Below are 16,564 nucleotides of genomic sequence, written 5' to 3' on the forward strand. Positions count from 1 at the left end.
CAAGACCTAGGATGTTGCGAGGCCCTGTGTGCAGTTCAGTCTCTGCTTCAAGGCCAAGTTCTTCGGCTGTAACGTGGACTACTTTTTCAACATCTCGTAGTGCCTTGAGTGCCAAATACAAAAAGTTTCCACTTCCACATGCAGGGTCTAGCACTCGGAACTGTGCTAGTTTGAGCAAGAAGGCAGAGTAAAGTTTTTGAGCTTTGTTTCGGGCTTCCGTGCTTTTCTTTTTAGCCAAAGTAAGTTTGGCTTCTAATTCTTTTTTTGCTTCAACAGTCGTAACTTTCATACGGCCTGCTTCGGCTTTTGCTTCATCTAGTTGATTGGCTTTTTCCAGTTCAATCTTAATCTTGTCCAGTGTCGCTGACCACTCTTCAAGCAATGGTTCGCTAACTATGGGCGACACCAACTTTTCGATGGTCGATGTATCTGTGTAATGGGCGCCGAGTGCTGCTCGCTTGCTTCCTAGACCACGTTCAAACAGAGTGCCAAAAATTGTTGGGTCTATCGCTCGCCAGTCCATATCAGCAGACGCTTGACGCAATGTTTCAAGGTCACTGACCGTCAGTGTTGGAATTGAAGTTTGCTTAAACAAGCCGCCATTGAACCATTCAATATCGTCATTGCCGTAGGCACCATATGGCTTCTGCATCGCAACGAACAATTTTTTGATGCGGTCTGCTGCCTTGGTTACATCAGCCTTGGCACTCTCCAATAAATTGGTGAAGATTTTTTCGGGCAGCAAGCCTTCATCTTCCGCAAACATGCAGAACAGGCATTGAACAAGAAAGTGGGCTACGTGGTTGCTATCTAGCCCACGCAGCCGCATTACTTCTGCGAGGTCTGCGAACTTGCTTGCTGCTTCTTCTGTTACCGCAGCAGTAGTTTTTTCTGGCCTAAGTTTTTGCGGGTCTGTGAACACCCACTTTAAAATTTGCCTTTTGCTTGGGTCAATCAGCTCTTCAATGCGTATCGTGTGAGGTTCATCAGGATAGCCTGTAAAGGCTTTGTGAATGATGATGCGCTCTCTGTCACAGACAACCCGAAGAGGAGGGTTTTCTAGATTGGGGGCATAGTCCGCGAGCTGTTTAAGTGCTTTGGCTAAGTCTCTTCCCGGCTTCTTGTTTTCCCAAGCAAAGTAGCCTCTTTTCCATACGTCTGCCCAACCATCACCGCCACTAGATTTTTTGGCACCACGTTCAAAACAATAGCTTTCAGGGTCACGAGGTTTCGGCACACCCAACAACTCACACAAGTCATCGAAGTGGCCTTGTGCTCCCGCCCTCTCCGAGAGTTTGTTTTTTTGCCAGCGTGCAATAAATTCTTCTGGTGTCATGAGATTGAGACTAGTTTTCCATTTCCACTTGTAAGCACTCACACTTAAATCAGGCTTCAATGAATTGTTGAAGACTTGTGCTTCGTATCCGCCCTTATAGAGTAAAGCAATTGCGGTTCTTCCCAATCGAGTGCACCTTGGTGCTTGAAGCGAGTAGGCGTTGAGATTGTGTTCGGTTTCGCGCTATCAACTACCTGTTTGAAGCGGTTTGCTTGACCTATCACGATGACCAGTCCGGGTGAAATGTAATAACCCTTATTGCATTGGCTTCGCCTTCAGGGTTGAGCAACGGAGCACTCAGCGACCTCCGCACCAATTTCTTCCCAAATTTTTCCCAAACTCCCTCTGGAAAAAGCCGGAAAAAGCGGGAAAAACGGGGTCAAAAGCGGAAACTTGACCAAAAGAAAAGGGCTTACAGATCACTCCGTAAGCCCTTGAATTTACTAACAATTTTATGGTGCGCGAGGCCGGACTCGAACCGGCACGGTGCATTACCGCCAAGACCTAAACCTGGTGCGTCTACCAATTTCGCCACCCGCGCGGTCTGGATAACAGCGGACCGGCGTACACCGACCCGCGTCATAGGTCAATCGGCGATTTTAACCGCGAAAACTTCGCAGCAGAACGACAGCGCCCATCATTTTTCAGGGAAAAAGTGGACATCCGGACGTTTGACGCGGAACCACGCCGCATACATTGCCGGCAAGGCGAACAGCGTCAAGACCGTCGCCACGATCAAACCGCCCATTATGGCCACCGCCATTGGCCCCCAGAACACACTGCGTGACAGCGGGATCATGGCCAGGACCGCAGCGGCGGCCGTCAGCACGATGGGGCGCAAGCGCCGCACCGCTGCTTCCACGATGGCATCCCAGGCCGGCACACCCCGCTCGCGGTCCGATTCAATCTGATCGATCAGGATGACCGAATTGCGCTGAATCATCCCCATCAGGGCGATCACCCCCAGCAGGGCCACGAAGCCAAACGGCCGGTTGAGCAGCAGCAAGGCGGCCGCCACGCCCGCAATCCCCAGCGGGCCGGTCATGAACACCAGCAAGGCACGGCTGAAGCTGTGCAATTGCAGCATCAGCAAGGTGAACACCAGGAACAGCATGACAGGAATGCCGGCTGCAATCGAGGAAGCCCCCTTGGCACTTTCCTCTACCGCACCGGCCACGACGATGCGGTAGTCCCCCCAGCCTTCCGCAGTCCACTGCACCTGCAAACGGTCCAGCTGCGGCTTCAGTGCCTGTGTCAGCGTCGCGCCCTGCAGCCCCTCGCGGACATCGCCCTGCACCGTGATGGCATAGCTGCGCGCATCACGCCACAGCACCCCCGGCTCCCAGGCAAACACCGGCTGGGCAATCTGCAGCAGAGGGATCGACTTGCCCGATGACGTGGGCACATAGGCCGCCGCCAGGTCCGACAACGCGTCGCGCTCTTCGACCGGCTGGCGCAAGACGATGTTGATGAGCTTGTCGCCCTCGCGATACTGGCCGATCGTGGTGCCCGAGAACATCGTCTGCATGGCCTGGGCAATCGACTGGCTGCTGACACCCAAGGCACGCGCCTTGTCCTGGTCGATCTCGAGGCGCATGGCCTTGACCGACTCGTTCCAGTTGTCATTGACCCCGCGCAGATCGGGGTGCTGCTGCATCACGGCCTTCACCCGGTCAGCCAGCACGCGCAGCTGCTGCGCATCCGGGCCCACCACCCGGAACTGCACGGGATAGGGCACGGGCGGCCCACTGGGGAGCAGCTTGGCGCGCGACCGCACCTCGGGAAACGCCTGCGCCAGCCCTGCCGGCAAAACCTGCATCAAATGGTTGCGTGCCGCCAGGTCATCCATCATCACGATGAATTGCGACACATTGGTTTGCGGGAACACCTGGTCCAGCGGCAGATAGAAACGCGGCACACCCGAGCCCACCCACACCGTCACGCTCTGCACCCCGGTCTGTGCCCGCAGGAAGGTCTCCATGCGCTGGGCCACCTGCTCGTTGCCGGCAAACGAAGTCCCCTCGGGGAACCAGGCGTCCACCAGGATCTCCGGCCGGTTGGAATCCGGAAAGAACTGTTGCTGCACCCGCGTCATGCCGAACAGCCCCAGGCCAAACACCGCCGCCGTGACCGCGATCGTCAGCCAGCGGTGCGCGACGCACCATGTGACCGCTGAGCGAAACCATCCATAGAAGGCACTGTCGAACACCTCGTGCGGATCCTGGGCAAATCCGGCCTGCACCGTGCGCTGCGGCTCCTTGAGGAACAGACTCCCCAGGTAGGGCACGAAATACACCGAAGCCACCCAGCTGATCACCAGTGCAATCACGGTGACCGCAAAGATGGCAAAGGTGTACTCCCCGGTCATGGACTGGGCCATGCCGATCGGCAGAAAGCCGGCCGCCGTGATCAGGGTCCCGGTCAGCATCGGTTTGGCGGTGATGTCATACGCGAAGGTGGCCGAGCGCAGCTTGTCGTAGCCCTCTTCCAGCTTGCGCACCATCATCTCGACCGCAATGATGGCGTCATCCACTAGCAAGCCCAGGGCGATGATCAGCGAGCCCAGGGAAACCTTGTGCAAGCCGATCTTCCAGTACCACATGGCCAGAAAGGTCGCCGCCAGCACCAGGGGAATGGTCACTGCCACCACCAGCCCCGGCCGGGGATCGATGTACCAGCGGCGCCACCACACGGTGGCCTCCGCACGTTGGTGCAGCCCCAGACTGACAAAGCTCACCGCCAGCACCACCACCACCGCCTCGACCAGCACCTTGATGAACTCGTTGACCGATTCGGTCACCGCCTTCGGCTGGTCCTGGATGTTGACCAGTTCCACCCCCACCGGCAGCTTGGGCCCGATCTGCGCCACCGCCTGGCGCAGGGCGTGGCCCAGGCCAACAATGTCTCCGCCCTTGGTCATCGAAATGCCCAGGGCGATCACTTCGCGCCCTTCGTGGCGCACCTTGACGCTGGGCGGGTCCTCGTAGCCGCGCGTCACGCTGGCAATGTCGCCCAGCTTCATCAGCACCCCGGACGGCGCACGCACCGGCATGGACCGCACCTGCTCCAGCGCATCAAACTGACCGGCCACGCGGATCTGCACCTGCTCTTGCGGCAGCTGCAGCACGCCGGACCCCTCGATGGCGTTTTGCTGGTTCAACTGCCCCACCACCTGGTTGACGTCCAGCCCCATGGGCGCCAGGCGCTTCTGGGACAGCTCAACGAAGATGCGTTCGTTCTGCACGCCGAACAGCTCGACCTTGGCCACATCCTTGACCCGCAGCAGTTGCTGGCGCACGTCGTCGGCAAAGGTCTTCAGCTCGGCGTAGCTGTAGCCTTCGCCCGACAGGCCATAGATCACCCCGTAGACATCCCCGAACTCGTCGTTGAAGAACGGCCCCTGCACCCCCTGCGGCAGGGTGTAGCGCATGTCACCGATCTTCTTGCGCACCGTGTACCAGAGGTTGGCCACATCCTGGGGGCGCGAATTGTCCCGCAACTGGAAGATGACCTGGGACTCCCCGGGTTTGGAGTAGCTGCTGATCTTGTCGGCGTAGGGCACCTCCTGCAGGGTGCGCTCGATCTTGTCGGTCACCTGCTCCGCCACCTGCTGGGCCGATGCCCCCGGCCAGTAGGTGCGCACCACCATCGCACGGAAGGTAAACGGCGGGTCCTCATCCTGCCCCAGCTGGAAATAGGCGGCCCCACCCAACAGCAGGATCACCACCATCAGGTAGCGCGTCAACGGGATGTGCTGCAGCGCCCAGCGCGACAGATTGAAGCCCTGCTTGTCCGGCGCCGATTGCGGCGCTTGGTCTTGGTCACTCATGCTTGGCTCCAGGCTCAGTGCGCAGCTTCAGGGTGGCGTGGCTGATAGACGCTGACCTTCTGGCCCTGCGTCAACACGTGGGTGCCCGTCACCACCACCTGCATGCCCGGCTCCAGACCCGAGGCAATCACCACCTCGCTGCCCTCGACGCTGCCCACCTCCACACGCTGCGCTTGCACGGTGGCACTGGCAGGATCGAAGCGCCAGACCATGGACGCACCCTGCTGCTGCCACAACGCCGTGGTCGGCAGCTTCAAGGCGGCCTGGGCTGCCGCTGCCCCGGAATCCATGGACACATAGGCCGTCGCGCCCAGATCCGGCTGGGGCTGGCCTTGCAGACCCACCTTCACGCTGTAGGTGCGCGTGACCGGGTCGGCGCTGGCGGCCATCTCGCGCACCGTGGCCGACAGCCTCTCGGCCGTGGACCAGATGCGCACCTGCACCGCCTGTCCCACGGCGATCTGACCGCGCGCACCTTCGGGCACGGCAATCACCGCATCGCGCGGCCCATCGTGGGCCAGTTGCAGCACCGCGGTGCCCGCAGACACCACCTGCCCCGGCTCGGCACTCACCGCCGTGATCACCCCGGCGGCCGGCGCCAGCAACCGGGCATAGCTGCTCTGGTTGCTCTGGGCCGCAGCCTGAGCCTGGGCCTGTTCCAGCTGTGCCTGGGCCGATTGCAGGCTGGCGCGGCGGCGGTCCAGCTCCACCCCACTGATGAAGCCCTTCTCCTTCAGGGCCGAGAAACGCTGCCAGTCCGCCTGCGCCAGATCCCGCTGCGTCCGTGCGGCGGCCACCTGGGCCTGCGCGGCCTGGGCGGCCAGCGCATAGTCCTGGCCGTCGATTTCGGCCAGCACCTGCCCCTGGCGCACCACATCGCCCACATTCACGGCACGCCGCACCAGCTTGCCAGCCACCTGAAAGCCCAGTCGCGATTCGGTCTGTGCCCGCACATCCCCGGCATATTCCACCCGGGTCTGCAGTGGACTGGCCCCCACCTCCAGCAACTTCACCGCACGCACCGGCTCGGGCGCCGGCGCCTGGCGCGAACAGGCCGACAAGGTCAACGCCACCAGCGCGACAACGCAAAGGCCCAGGCTGGGCCGCAACCGAAGAGTAGAAACCATGGAGGGGGAAAGATAAGTTACTGACTGATTGGTTAGCAATCTAGGAGAGCCCCCGCAACCTGTCAAGCGACAATCACGGCGTGAACACGCCCGCCCCCTCCTCCAGCCCGCAAGCCGCCCCGGTCACGCACTACGAGAACTTCCCCGTCGCGTCCTGGCTGTGCCCGGCCCCGCTGCGCCAGCCGATTGCCGCGATCTATGCGTTTGCGCGTGCGGCCGACGATCTGGCCGACGAAGGCACGGCCACGCCTGCCCAGCGTTTGCAGCAATTGCAGGCCTACCGCAGCGAACTGCACGCCACGGCCGGCGGCCAACCACCGGCGCCCCACTGGGCGCACATTTTTGCGCCGCTGCAACACCAGCTGCAGCAGCGGCAGTTGCCGGTCGGGCTGCTGGACGACCTGCTCAGCGCCTTCATACAGGACATCGAGAAGACGCGCGATGGCGCCACCTATGCCGACCGGGAGGCGCTGCTGGACTATTGCCGCCTTTCGGCCAACCCGGTGGGCCGCCTGCTGCTGCACCTGTATGGCGTGCACGATGCGCAGGCCCTGGCGCACAGCGACGCCATCTGCACGGCGCTGCAGCTGATCAACTTCTGGCAGGACCTGAGCGAAGACATTCCGCGCCAGCGGCACTACCTGACCGATGCCGACTGCCAACGCTGGGACGTCACCCGGCAGGACCTGGCACGGCAACAGGTCACCCCGTCCATACAAAAACTCATAGCTGACAACGTAGCATGGGCAAGGGCCAGCATGCAAAAAGGCTTGCCACTTGTGCACCGCCTGCCCGGGCGCATCGGCTGGGAGCTGCGCCTGGTGGTGCAAGGCGGCTTGCGCGTGCTGGACCGGGTGGAGGCACAACAAGGCGCCAGCCTGCACACGCGCCGCACCCTGGGCAAGGCCGACCTGCCGCGCATGCTCTGGCGTGCGCTGTGGATGTGATCGTGTGATCGCACGCCCGATGTAAAAGGCCGGTGCATGCACCGGCCTGGAACTGCAGAGGAGCTGCGGTTTTACGCGGCTTCGTTCGCCGACTCGGCCGGCGCCAGCGCAGGCGACGCCAGCGTGCGCTGACCCTGGGACACCGCAGGCTTGGCCGTGGCCGTCGACGCACCTGGGCGGCTGTAGCTGCTGATATACGGCGTGCCCGTGGTGGCACCAGCTTCCAGCACAAACTGGGTCGACATTTCCGCCATCTGGCGCGCCTGTTCTTGCAGCGCGCTCGAGGCGGCTGAGGTTTCCTCCACCAGGGCGGCGTTCTGCTGGGTCACATCGTCCAGGTTCGAGACCGCATCGTTGATCTGCGCCAGGCCCTTGGACTGCTCGCGGCTGGCATCGGCAATCTCGTGCACGATGCTGGACACCCGCGCGATGCTCTGCACGATGTCTTCCATGGTCTTGCCGGTGCGGTGCACCTGGTCGCTGCCCACACGCACGCGGTTGACCGAGTCGTTGATCAGCACCTTGATTTCCTTGGCCGCCTCGGCCGAGCGGCCGGCCAGCGAACGCACCTCGCTGGCCACCACGGCAAAGCCACGGCCTTGTTCACCGGCGCGCGCGGCTTCCACGGCCGCGTTCAGCGCCAGGATGTTGGTCTGGAAGGCAATGCTGTCGATGACCCCGATGATGGCCTCGATCTTCTTGGCCGAGGTGTTGATGTCCTCCATGGTCGCCACCACCTGCGACACCATCTCGCCGCCACGCTGCGCCACCTCGGTGGCCCCCGAGGCCAGTTCGCTGGCGCGCGAGGCGCTGTCCGCGTTCTGCTGCACCGTGCTCGACAACTCCTCGGTGGCCGAGGCCGTCTGCTGCAGCGAGGCCGCCTGCTGCTCGGTGCGCATCGACAAATCGCCCGTGCCAGCCGCCACCTGGGTCGAGGCGCCGGCAATCGCATCGGCACCGCTGCGCACCTTGTAGATGATGTCGTGCAAGTGCATGCGCATGCGCATGTCTTCCATCTGCACCAGCAGTTCGGTGATTTCATCCTTGCCGCTGACCGGCACGCGCTGGGAGATGTCGCCCGCCGCAATCGCCTGGGCGGTGTGGTGCGCGGACTTGAAGCCATGGCTCATGCGGCGCAGCAGCGACACCGACAGCAGCGTGGCCGGCAGACCGCCCAGCAGCACGCACAGCACGAACACCAGGATGCTGAAGTGGTAGCGCTCGGACGCCGCCTGGTAGGCCACGTCCGCCTGGGAGATCTGCAGGCCCTTGAAGGCGCCGACCAGGGCCACCAGCATGTCGCCCTCCTCGCGCCCCAGGGCCAGGAAGCGCGACATCTGCTCGCTGCTGAAGTCGCCGCTCTCCAGGCCACGCACAATCTCGCCCAGCTTGGCGTTCCATGCGTTCTGCGCACGGATGGCCTCCGCGAACATTTCCTTTTCCATGGGCTCGGTGACGATCTTGGCCAGTTGCTGCTGCCACTCCACGCCCTTGTCGAGATTGTGTCGGATCAGCTCCAGGTGACTGGACGTGGGGTGGTCGTGCAGGGCCGACAGGGGGTTGTCGGGGGCGTGCTGGAACGACAGCAGGGTCTGCATGCGCATCTGCGACACGCTTTCGTTGATCGAGTCGGCCAGCAAGATGCGCTGCAGTGACTCGTCGTGCAAGGAACGCAGGCTATCCCGAGAGCTCATCAAGCCATACCAGCTCATGCCGATGACCACCGCCATCGATGCGAAGTAACCGAAAAAGACCAGCATGTACCGCTGTGTCAGACGCAGGGAATTGAAGCTCGGCATCTCGTATGCTTGTATCAAATTGCAACCCTATGATCTTAGGGGCTTGCCTGAAAAATCAGCACACCCTTCCATTGATGCAAATCAAGCCGCGCACTAATCCAGTACACAGCGCCGCGGCCCTGCCCAAGCATGTGACAATCGTCCGCCATATGAATCCGGAAACCTACGTCCAAGAAAAAGCCGCCGCCTCGGGCAGCAGCTTTTATTACGCCTTCCTCTTTCTGCCAGCCAACCGCCGGGCCGCGATCACCGCGTTCTATGCGTTCTGCCGCGAAGTGGACGATGTCGTGGACGAGGTGCAGGACGTGGGCGTGGCCGCCCAGAAGCTGGCCTGGTGGCAGCAGGAAGTCGCCCAGGCCTTTGGCGGCCAACCCGGCCACCCGGTGACACTGGCCCTGATGCCCCACGTGGCCGAATTCGGGATCGAGCAGCGCCACCTGCAGGCGGTGATTGAGGGCTGCCAGATGGACCTGGAGCAGACACGCTACCTCGACTTTGCCGGCCTGCAGCGCTATTGCCACCTGGTCGCCGGCGTCGTCGGCGAAGTGGCGGCCCGCATCTTCGGCCAGACCGACCCGGCCACCACCGCCTACGCCCACAAGCTGGGCCTGGCCTTCCAGCTCACCAACATCATCCGTGACGTGGGCGAAGACGCCATGCGCGGGCGCATCTACCTGCCCATCAGCGAGCTGCAGCAGTTCGACGTCAAGGCCCACGAGATCACCAAGCGCGAATACTCGGACCGCTTCACGGCCCTGATGCGCTTTCAGGCGCAACGCGCCCACCAGCTCTACGACGAAGCCCTGGCGCTGCTGCCGGCGGCCGACCTCCGCACCCAGAAGCCGGGGCTGATGATGGCCAGCATCTACCGCACCCTGCTGCGCGAGATCGAAGCCGGCCAGTTCCAGGTGCTGCATCAGCGCATTGCCCTGACGCCGCTGCGCAAGCTGTGGCTGGCGTGGAAGATGCAGGCCCTGGGCCGCATGTAAGGGCCATGCCCCAGCCGCAGCGCATCGCCATCGTGGGCGGCGGCTGGGCCGGCATGGCCGCCGCCGTCGCCCTGCAGCAGCAGGGCCACCAGGTGCAGGTCTGGGAAGCCAGCCGCCAGTGGGGCGGCCGTGCACGCGCACTGGACATTCCCGCACCCGACGGTGGCCACTGGACGGTCGACAACGGCCAGCACATCCTGATCGGCGCCTACCAGGCCTGCCTGCAGCTGCTGCGCACCGTCGGCGTGGAAGCCGCAGCCCTGCAGCGCCTGCCGCTGGATCTGCGCTACGCCGATGGCCAGGGGCTGCACCTGCCCGACTGGCCTCCGCCCTGGGACGCGGCCTGGGGCATTGCCTGCGCCCGCGGCTGGCACTGGCGTGAGAAGCTGGCCCTGCTGCGCACGGCCCAGCGCTGGCAGCGCCAGCAGTTCCAGTGCCCGGCCAGCGCCAGCGTGGCCGACCTGTGCCAGGGCCTGCCGGCGCGCCTGCTGCAGGACTTTGTCGATCCTCTGTGCATTTCGGCCCTGAACCTGCCGGCCAGCGCCGCCAGCGGGCAGATCTTCTTGCGGGTGCTGCAGGATGGGCTGTTCAGCGGACGGGGCGGCTCCAACCTGCTGATTCCGCGCACCGACCTGTCCACCCTGTTCCCGGCCACGGCCGCCGCCTGGCTGCAGCAGCGCGGTGCCCGGCTGCGCCTGGGTGAACGCGTGCAGGCCCTCACCCCCCCGACAGACCATGGCGCTGCCTGGCAGGTGGATGGCGAAAACATGGATGCCGTGGTGCTGGCCACGCCCTGCGCCGAGGCGGCACGCCTGGTGCAGGCCCTGCAGGGGGTGCCCGCACCGCTGTCCGGGCGCACCACCGCCTGGGCCAACTGCGCACAGGCGCTGCCGCACACGGCAATCGCCACGGTCTATGCCCACACAGCGCAGGGCCCTGGCCTGCCGGCGCCCATGGTGGCCCTGCGCAGCCAGGCGGACGCCCCCGCGCAGTTCGCCTTTGACAAGGGGCAACTGGGTGGGCCGGCCGGCCTGCTGGCCCTGGTGGTCAGCGCCAGCCAGGGCGATAAGGCATTGCTGCAGTCGCAGGTGCTGGCGCAAGCCCGCACGCAGCTGCGCCTGCCCGATCTGCAGCCGCTGAAAACCGTGGTCGACAAGCGCGCCACCTTTGCCTGCACGCCCGGCGTGCAGCGCCCCGCTGCCGACATCCTGCCGGGCCTGTGGGCCTGCGGCGACTATGTGCAAGGCCCCTACCCTGCCACGCTGGAAGGCGCGGTGCGCAGCGGCCTGCAGGCGGCTGCGGCGGTGGGCAACTTTCTAAAAACATAGCTGCTAGCGCTTAAAGACAAAGCACTTCAGGCCTTTTATGACCCGAAGTGCTTGCATCGCATGCGCTGACAGCTATGGTTTAAGAAGCGATCATTTTTCCAAGTACCACTGGATCACGACCTTCGCCAGAAAGCCGATGAAGCCCACGGCCAGGCCAAGAAACAGCACAAAGGTGCCGAACTTGCCCGCCTTGGACTGCCAGGCCAGGTGACCGATGATGAACAGCATGAAGAGAATGAAGGCCCCCACGCCGTAGGTCAGGAAAAATTCCGAAATTTGTTGTTCTGTAAAACCGAAGATCACAACACAGGTCCTAGAAACCTCACCGCCCTGGCACGCCGTGCGCCGCCTCCCGCAGCGCAAAGTCGGAGGCATCCACCAGATCGCGGTAGGCATGCCAGCTTGCATGGCCCAGCATGGGCATCACAAACACCAACCCCAGCAGCAACGACGCCAGGCCCAGCAAGGTAAACATCAAAATCAACCCCGCCCACACGGCCATGGGAATGGGGTTTTGCAAAATCACCAACCAGCTAGTGAGCACCGCCTGCGGCAAAGAAACCTTGCGATCCAGCAACAAAGGCATAGAAACCACGCTGGAAGCGAAGATGGGTGCCGCCAGCAGGCTGCCCAGTGCCAGCCACAGATGGAACAGGTTGCCATCCGCCGCCAGCACCACGTGCTGCATGAAGTCCAGCGGCGTGGCGATGCGCACGGGGGACATCAGCGTGATCAGCGAGGCCGACACCAGCACCCAGCCCGTGGCCGAGATGGACAGCAAGACACCGAACTGCACCAAGCACCAGTAGTCGTTGCCGAGCTTGCTGTGCCCCTGTTGCCAGTGGGACCAAGTATGCCGCACCAGGCGCCAGCCCACCGGCTCACCACGCTCCAGGGCACGGCTGATGGCGTACAGGCTGGTGGCCACCACCGGCCCCATGACCAGAAAACCCGACAAGGCGCCGGCCATCAGCCAGAAGCGGTCATGCCCGATCCACAGGATCAACAGGCCGAACAGCGTCAGGCACAGGCCATGCGCCAGGCTCAGTGCCGGGGCTCGGCACATGTCCTTCCAGCCCAGGGCCAGCCAGCCCAGGGGCTGCATCAGGCCGACGGACAGGGGGACGGGCAGATCCGTGCTGGGGTTGCGCGACAAAGTGCTGGGCATACGCTGGCTCCTGCGCCCCGCTGGGGGCAAAACCCTCAGGCAGCCAGCATGTCACACAGCGCTTGCAAGCTGGCCACCGTGGTGGGTGGGTGCTCTTTCTCTATTGGCCAATCTAAGCCGCTGCGGTTCAGCCAAACAGCGTGCATACCCGCATCCCGGGCCGCCACGGCATCCAGTTTGGCGTCGTCTCCTACATGCAGCACGGCCGAAGGCGGCACATCGACGGCCGCCGCCGCCAGGTGAAAGATGCGCGCATCGGGTTTGGCAAAGCCGGTGCGCATGACGTTGAAACTGTCGCGAAAGAAGCGGCCGATCCCGATGTGGTGGATGTCGGCATTGCCATTCGTCACGGCCACCACGGGCCAGCGCTGAGCGAGGAACTGCAGCGCCGGCAAAGCGTCGTCAAACAGCTGCACGCGCTGGCGCTCGGCAAAAAAAAGATCAAACGCGGGGGTCGCCAAATCCTCATCGTCGCCGGCCTGGCGCAGCGCCAGCCGGATGGACTCGCGGCGCATCGCGCTCAGGTCGTGGCGCAGGTCGGGGCGCTCCTGCTCCACGCGCTCGCGGATGGCACGCAGGGCCTTGGGGGTGTCAAACAGCTGTGCCGTCTTGGCTGCACGCTCTTTCAACCATAGCAACAGCACTTCTTCAGCGCGGTGGATGGTGGGCCAGATCGGCCACAGCGTGTCGTCCAGATCCAGGGTGATGGCGCGGATTTGCGATGGGTCAAGCATGGGCCGAGGTTACTGCAAGCCGCCACACGCAACAGCCCCCGCGGTGCGGAGCCCACCCGGGTTTTGCGACAATCACTGCATGCTCTCCCGCTTTGCCCCCGAACCCCAGCTCCCTTCCGGCCAGCCTGAACGCACGGGCGTGCTGCTGTGCAACCTTGGCACCCCCGATGCCGCCACCGCCCCGGCGGTGCGCCGCTACCTGGCGCAATTCCTCAGCGATGACCGCGTGGTGGAAATTCCCAAGCTGCTGTGGTGGCCCATCCTGCACGGCATCATCCTGCGGCTGCGCCCCAAGGCCTCGGCCGCCAAGTACGCCACCGTCTGGGACCAGGGTGGCGCCACGGGCTCGCCACTGCTGTACTTCACCGAGCGCCAGGCCACCCTGCTGCGCGGCTGGCTGGGCGAAGCCGGCGCGAATGTGCTGGTGGCACCGGCCATGCGCTATGGCAATCCGTCCATCCCGGCGCAGCTCGACGCCCTCAAGGCGCAGGGCGCCACCCGCATCCTGATCCTGCCGCTGTACCCCCAGTACTCCGGCACCACCACGGCCAGCGTGTGCGATGCGGTCTACGACTGGGCCAAGACCCAGCGCCACATCCCCGAACTGCGCTTCGTGCACCGCTACCACGAGCACCCGGGCTACATCGAAGCGCTGGCACAGACCGTGGAGCAGCACTGGCGCGAGAACGGCCGGGCGCAGAAACTGTTCCTGAGCTTCCACGGCGTACCCGAGCGCACCTGGCAGCTGGGCGACCCCTACCGCGACGAGTGCTATGCCACCGGCCGGCTGCTGGCCGCGCGCCTGGGGCTGGACGAGAGCCAGTATGTGCTGACCTTCCAGTCGCGCTTTGGCAAGGCCAAGTGGCTGGAGCCCTACACCGAGCCGACCTTGGTCGAGATGGCCCGCCAGGGCCTGGAGAGCGTGGACATCATGTGCCCCGGCTTCACCAGCGACTGCATCGAGACCCTGGAGGAAATCAACCAGGAAGCGCGCGAAGCCTTTGTGCACGCCGGGGGCAAGGACTACCGCTTCATCCCCTGCCTGAACGACCACGCCACCTGGATCGGTGCGCTGCGCGACGTGGCGCGCCAGCACCTGCAGGGCTGGCCGGTGCAACCGGTGCCCCCCACAACCCTCGGGACCTGAGGCGACCCAGGCACCGTGCACGCCAGGGCTGCGGGCGTGCACGCTAATTGCTTGCATGGCGGTACACACTTTCTGTACCCATGACTGCCACACCTCACCCCTTGCCCGCCCAGGGCCTTGCCCCGACGCACGAGCAACTGTGCCGCCACCTGCGCCACACCCAGCGGGTGGCCGAACGGGCCATGGCCCTGGGCCACCACCCGTTTGGCGCCATCCTGGTCGGCCCGGACCAGGAGACGGTGTTGATGGAGCAGTGCAACATCAACACCGTCAACAATGCCGAGTCCACCCTGGCGCGCATGGCGGCCACCAACTTCACGCCCGCATACCTGTGGAGCTGCACGCTCTACACGAACGTCGAGCCCTGCTGCATGTGCGCCGGTACGGCCTACTGGGCCAACATCGGCCGCGTGGTGTTCGGCATGACAGAGCATGCGCTGCTGCAATGCACCGGCAACCACGGCGAGAACCCGACGATGAGCGTGCCCGCACGCTACATCTTTGACCACTGCCAAAAGCCCGTGGCGCTGATCGGCCCGGTGCCCGAGCTGGCCGCGGAGATCGCCGCCCAGCAGCAGCGCTTCTGGTCCCGCCGCTGACCGCGCGCGGTCATCCCCGACCTGCACCCTGCATGGCACATTCCGACATTTTTTGCAGGGCTGCCGAATTAAGCTGGTGCAGTTGCGGGCCTGTTGCACCGGTGCGGTGCAGGCCGCGCGATTGCCCCTAGAATCACGCTCCGAATCCACGGCCTGCACTTTTCTGCAGGCCTTTTGCTGCGCCCCATCCAGCGGCGCCAGCATATTTCGGTGATTGCTTTTGCCCCCATGGCCTGCGCGCCCTGGGGTTTGGCCTGTTGGAGGCACATGCCCGTGCCCCAGCAAAAAACAGGACAACAACAGCCATGACCTCCCCCTCTTCGACTGCAAGCGGCCAGCCCACGACCGTCAACAGCTACAGCTGGAAAGCCCTGTGCGGCTCGGCCGTTGGCTACGCCATGGACGGCTTTGACCTGCTGATCCTGGGCTTCATGCTCACAGCGATTTCGGCCGACCTGAACCTCACCCCCGGCCAGGCCGGCTCCCTGGTCACCTGGACCCTGATCGGTGCCGTGTTCGGCGGCATCGTGTTTGGCGCGCTGTCGGACCGCTATGGCCGCATCCGCGTGCTGACCTGGACCATCGTGCTGTTTGCCGTGTTCACCGGGTTGTGCGCCTTCGCCACCGGCTACTGGGACCTGCTGGTCTACCGCACCATCGCCGGCATCGGCCTGGGCGGTGAATTCGGCATCGGCATGGCCCTGGCGGCCGAGGCCTGGCCGGCCCGCCACCGTGCGCGCGTGTCGTCCTATGTGGCCCTGGGCTGGCAGGTGGGCGTGCTGGGCGCCGCCTTGCTGACCCCGCTGCTGCTGCCACTGATCGGCTGGCGCGGCATGTTCCTGGTCGGAGTGATTCCCGCGCTGGTGGCCTGGTTCATCCGCCACAAGATCCACGAACCCGAAGTCTTTGTGCGCAAGCCCGCCGCCCCGAAAGCCTCGCGTTTCGAAGCCTTCCGCCTGCTGGTCAAGGACAAGGCCACCGCCAAGGTCAGCCTGGGTGTGATCGTGCTGACCTCGGTACAGAACTTTGGCTACTACGGCATCATGATCTGGATGCCCAGCTTCCTATCCAAGCAGCTGGACTTCAGCCTGACCAAGTCATCGATGTGGACGGCAGTCACCATCGTCGGGATGATGGCTGGCATCTGGATTTTTGGCCAGCTGGCCGACCGCATCGGCCGCAAGCCCAGCTTCCTGCTGTTCCAGCTGGGCGCCGTCATCATGGTGCTGACCTATGCGCAGCTGTCCGACCCCATCGCCATGCTCTGGGCCGGCGCTGTGCTCGGCATGTTCGTGAACGGCATGATGGGCGGCTATGGGGCCGTGATGAGCGAGGCCTACCCCACTGAGGCCCGCGCCACGGCGCAGAACGTGCTGTTCAACATTGGCCGCGGCGTTGGCGGTCTGGGGCCGGTGGTGGTGGGGGCGGTGGCCATGGGCTATGGCTTCCAGATGGCAATCGCCCTGCTGGCCGCCATCTATGTGATCGACATGATTGCCACGGCAGTGCTGATCCCCGAGCTCAAGGGCAAGGAACTGCACTGAGCCCAGCGGCGTCATCC

13 protein-coding genes and 1 tRNA gene are annotated in these 16,564 nt (G+C 63.8%); 6 read left to right on the top strand and 8 right to left on the bottom strand.

What is annotated here, in order from left to right; translation table 11 throughout:
- The 4 genes from CA2_RS18010 to CA2_RS09745 form a co-directional block, all read right to left on the bottom strand.
- A partial coding sequence (locus CA2_RS18010) for a type IIL restriction-modification enzyme MmeI (RefSeq protein WP_169741462.1) occupies positions 1-1,462 on the bottom strand: 1,462 nt, incomplete at its 3' end.
- Positions 1,463-1,791: 329 nt separating this feature from the next.
- Positions 1,792-1,877, bottom strand: a tRNA-Leu gene (locus CA2_RS09735).
- A 96-nt stretch (positions 1,878-1,973) separates the two neighbouring features.
- Positions 1,974-5,165 carry an efflux RND transporter permease subunit gene (locus CA2_RS09740; RefSeq protein ID WP_042416029.1) on the bottom strand — a complete coding sequence of 1,064 codons (3,192 nt, stop codon included), beginning with the start codon at positions 5,163-5,165 and terminating at the stop codon, positions 1,974-1,976.
- A 14-nt stretch (positions 5,166-5,179) separates the two neighbouring features.
- Positions 5,180-6,292 carry an efflux RND transporter periplasmic adaptor subunit gene (locus CA2_RS09745; protein ID WP_042416032.1) on the bottom strand — a complete coding sequence of 371 codons (1,113 nt, stop codon included), beginning with the start codon at positions 6,290-6,292 and terminating at the stop codon, positions 5,180-5,182.
- 80 nt (positions 6,293-6,372) lie between these two features.
- Here CA2_RS09745 and hpnC point away from each other — a divergent pair, with 80 nt between their 5' ends.
- The gene (gene hpnC, locus CA2_RS09750; RefSeq protein WP_042416034.1) at positions 6,373-7,239 is read left to right on the top strand and encodes a squalene synthase HpnC; all 867 of its coding nucleotides are present in this window, start codon (positions 6,373-6,375) and stop codon (positions 7,237-7,239) included.
- 71 nt (positions 7,240-7,310) lie between these two features.
- Here hpnC and CA2_RS18740 read toward each other — a convergent pair whose 3' ends face one another.
- Entirely contained in the window at positions 7,311-9,038 is a 1,728-nt protein-coding gene (locus tag CA2_RS18740) for a methyl-accepting chemotaxis protein (protein ID WP_042416036.1), read from the bottom strand.
- A gap of 149 nt (positions 9,039-9,187) precedes the next feature.
- On the opposite strand from CA2_RS18740, the gene hpnD reads away from it, so the two are divergent.
- Positions 9,188-10,027 (top strand): presqualene diphosphate synthase HpnD, encoded by an 840-nt coding sequence (hpnD, locus tag CA2_RS09760; RefSeq protein WP_042416039.1) that lies wholly within the window; start codon positions 9,188-9,190, stop codon positions 10,025-10,027.
- A 5-nt stretch (positions 10,028-10,032) separates the two neighbouring features.
- Complete coding sequence (hpnE, locus tag CA2_RS09765; protein WP_042416041.1) at positions 10,033-11,355, top strand: hydroxysqualene dehydroxylase HpnE; 1,323 nt, start codon at positions 10,033-10,035, stop codon at positions 11,353-11,355.
- A gap of 90 nt (positions 11,356-11,445) precedes the next feature.
- Here the strand turns inward: hpnE and CA2_RS09770 are convergent, their stop codons facing one another.
- From CA2_RS09770 to CA2_RS09780, 3 genes are read right to left on the bottom strand one after another with little or no spacing between them, the layout of a single operon-like run.
- Entirely contained in the window at positions 11,446-11,658 is a 213-nt protein-coding gene (locus CA2_RS09770; protein WP_042416044.1) for a DUF2788 domain-containing protein, read from the bottom strand.
- Positions 11,659-11,677: 19 nt separating this feature from the next.
- A complete protein-coding gene (locus tag CA2_RS09775; protein WP_042416046.1) occupies positions 11,678-12,523 on the bottom strand; it encodes a DUF2189 domain-containing protein in 846 nt (281 codons plus the stop codon).
- 35 nt (positions 12,524-12,558) lie between these two features.
- On the bottom strand, positions 12,559-13,257 hold the full coding sequence (locus CA2_RS09780) for an HAD family hydrolase (RefSeq protein WP_042416049.1): 699 nt from the start codon (positions 13,255-13,257) through the stop codon (positions 12,559-12,561).
- Positions 13,258-13,336: 79 nt separating this feature from the next.
- Between CA2_RS09780 and hemH the strand changes: the two genes are divergently transcribed.
- The 3 genes from hemH to CA2_RS09795 all read left to right on the top strand — a co-directional run bounded on the left by hemH (position 13,337) and on the right by CA2_RS09795 (position 16,547).
- The gene (gene hemH, locus CA2_RS09785; RefSeq protein ID WP_042416052.1) at positions 13,337-14,404 is read left to right on the top strand and encodes a ferrochelatase; all 1,068 of its coding nucleotides are present in this window, start codon (positions 13,337-13,339) and stop codon (positions 14,402-14,404) included.
- Between the two features lie 80 nt (positions 14,405-14,484).
- On the top strand, positions 14,485-15,003 hold the full coding sequence (locus tag CA2_RS09790; RefSeq protein WP_042416055.1) for a nucleoside deaminase: 519 nt from the start codon (positions 14,485-14,487) through the stop codon (positions 15,001-15,003).
- Between the two features lie 305 nt (positions 15,004-15,308).
- Positions 15,309-16,547 carry an MFS transporter gene (locus CA2_RS09795; protein ID WP_042416058.1) on the top strand — a complete coding sequence of 413 codons (1,239 nt, stop codon included), beginning with the start codon at positions 15,309-15,311 and terminating at the stop codon, positions 16,545-16,547.
- Positions 16,548-16,564 lie beyond the last annotated feature (17 nt).

The sequence above is a fragment of the Comamonas aquatica NBRC 14918 genome, from assembly GCF_000739875.1.
Taxonomy (GTDB): Bacteria; Pseudomonadota; Gammaproteobacteria; order Burkholderiales; family Burkholderiaceae_C; genus Comamonas; species Comamonas aquatica.

Bases quoted from the DNA above. Each gene is read 5' to 3' on its own strand.
- CA2_RS09740 (WP_042416029.1), bottom strand. From the start codon at position 5,165: ATGAGTGACCAAGACCAAGCGCCGCAATCGGCGCCGGACAAGCAGGGC.
- CA2_RS09745 (WP_042416032.1), bottom strand. From the start codon at position 6,292: ATGGTTTCTACTCTTCGGTTGCGGCCCAGCCTGGGCCTTTGCGTTGTC.
- CA2_RS18740 (WP_042416036.1), bottom strand. From the start codon at position 9,038: ATGCCGAGCTTCAATTCCCTGCGTCTGACACAGCGGTACATGCTGGTC.
- hpnD (WP_042416039.1), top strand. From the start codon at position 9,188: ATGAATCCGGAAACCTACGTCCAAGAAAAAGCCGCCGCCTCGGGCAGC.
- hpnE (WP_042416041.1), top strand. From the start codon at position 10,033: ATGCCCCAGCCGCAGCGCATCGCCATCGTGGGCGGCGGCTGGGCCGGC.
- CA2_RS09775 (WP_042416046.1), bottom strand. From the start codon at position 12,523: ATGCCCAGCACTTTGTCGCGCAACCCCAGCACGGATCTGCCCGTCCCC.
- CA2_RS09780 (WP_042416049.1), bottom strand. From the start codon at position 13,257: ATGCTTGACCCATCGCAAATCCGCGCCATCACCCTGGATCTGGACGAC.
- hemH (WP_042416052.1), top strand. From the start codon at position 13,337: ATGCTCTCCCGCTTTGCCCCCGAACCCCAGCTCCCTTCCGGCCAGCCT.
- CA2_RS09790 (WP_042416055.1), top strand. From the start codon at position 14,485: ATGACTGCCACACCTCACCCCTTGCCCGCCCAGGGCCTTGCCCCGACG.
- CA2_RS09795 (WP_042416058.1), top strand. From the start codon at position 15,309: ATGACCTCCCCCTCTTCGACTGCAAGCGGCCAGCCCACGACCGTCAAC.